At 73.9% G+C, this 1,893-nt stretch carries 1 protein-coding gene; it reads right to left on the bottom strand.

Annotated features, from left to right (window positions below; translation table 11 throughout):
* Positions 1–1,893 (bottom strand): FAD-binding and (Fe-S)-binding domain-containing protein (locus H5J29_RS31040; protein WP_181784498.1); only part of this gene is annotated, 1,893 nt, incomplete at both ends.

Raw genomic sequence — 1,893 nt, 5'->3', positions numbered from 1 at the left:
CGAGATGGCCAACGGCGAGGTGATCACGGGGATGCCGCGCTCGGGCGCGATCCCGCCCGCCCGCTTGGCCAGGCCCGCCAGGAACGGGACCTTGGCCAGGGCGTTGAGCCCGCGGACCGCGCCCGCGGGCAGCCTGCCCACCACCCGCATCCAGCGGGGCAGCGCGCCCATCGAGTAGTGGCTCGCCGGGCGGAGCCTGTTCTTGTAGCGGTTGGCCAGGAACTCGGTCTTGTAGGCGGCCATGTCCACGCCGACCGGGCAGTCCGTCTTGCACCCCTTGCAGGACAGGCAGAGGTCGAGGGCCTCGGCGACCTCGTCGGACCGCCAGCCGCCGGTGATCACCTCGCCGTTGGCCATCTCGAACAGCAGGCGGGCGCGGCCGCGGGTGGAGTGCCGTTCGTCGCCCGTGGCGCGGTAGCTGGGACACATCACGCCGCCGTGGCTGGTCACGCACTTGCCCACCCCCAGGCAGCGGCGGGTGGCGCGGGTGAACGAGCCGCGGTCGTGGGTGAAGGCGAGCTGCGGGTCGTCGGTCGCGAACGGCCCGGTGGGCATGCCGACGAAGATCCGCAGGTCGGAGTCCATCCGCGCGGAGCGGACGATGCAGCCGGGGTTCATCCGGTCGTCCGGGTCGAAGACGCCCTTGAACTCCTCGAACGCGGCGATGATCTCCGGCGGGTACATCCGCGGCAGCAGCTCGGACCGCGCGCGGCCGTCCCCGTGCTCGCCGGACAGCGACCCGCCGTGCGCGACGACGGCGTCGGCCGCGTCCTCCATGAACGCCCGGAAGTTCGCGATGCCGGGCTCCGAGAGCAGGTCGAAGTCGATCCGGACGTGCAGGCAGCCGTCGCCGAAGTGGCCGTAGTAGACGCCCTTGCGGCCATGTCGCTCCAGCACCTGGTCGAACTGCCGCAGGTAGGAGCCGAACCGCTCCGGCGGCACCGCCGCGTCCTCCCAGCCGGGCCAGGCCTCTCCCCCGTCCGGCGAGCGCGTGAGGATGCCCGCGCCGTCCTCGCGGATGCGCCAGAGGGCCTTCATGCGCCTCGGGTCGTCCTCGACCACGGCCTCGGTCAGCCCGTACGGGCGCATGGCCGCCACCACCGCCTCGGCCTTGGCCCGGGCCTCGGCCTTGTCCGCGCCGCCGGTCTCGACGTAGAGCCAGCCGCCGCCGGGCGGCAGGGCCCGCGACATCGTCTCGACCGGGTTCTGCGCGCGCAGGGCCGCGATGAGGCCCGCGTCCATGCCCTCGATGGTCAGCGGGGAGTGCTCGCGGACGACCATGACGTTGTCCGCGGCCACGTACGCGTCGGGGAACCCCAGGACGGCCAGCGCCCGGGCGGGCGGCGAGTCGACCAGCCGCATGGTGGCCGCGGTGATCACGCCGAGCGTGCCCTCGGACCCGACGACGGCCTTGGCCAGGTCGTGCGGGAGCTGGTCGAGGTTGTAGCCGGAGACCCGGCGGGTGAGGTCGGGGAAGCTCGCCGCGATTCGCTCGCCGTGGCGCTCGTGCAGGGCCGCCAGCCGCCGCGGGATCTCCCCCGCCGGGGCGCGGGTGTCGAGGCGCTCGCCGCGGTAGGTGAGCAGCTCGAGGTGCTCGGTGTTGTCCACGGTCTTGCCCCAGGCCACCGAGTGCGAGCCGCAGGCGTTGTTGCCGACCATCCCGCCGATCGTGCAGCGGTTGTGGGTGCTCGGGTCCGGCCCGAACGTGAGGCCGTGCGGCGCGGCGGCGTCCCGGAGCTGGTCGCAGATCACGCCGGGCTCCACGCGCGCGGTCCGCGCCTCCGGGTCCAGCTCCAGGATCCGGTTCATGTGCCGGGTGAAGTCGAGGACGACCGCGGTGTTGACGGCCTGGCCCGCGATCGAGGTGCCCGCGCCGCGGGGCAGCACCGGGAC

This window comes from Pseudonocardia pini (assembly GCF_013870575.1).
GTDB classification, from domain to species: Bacteria; Actinomycetota; Actinomycetes; order Mycobacteriales; family Pseudonocardiaceae; genus Pseudonocardia; species Pseudonocardia pini.
This window is presented reverse-complemented; position numbering and strand designations above follow the sequence as displayed.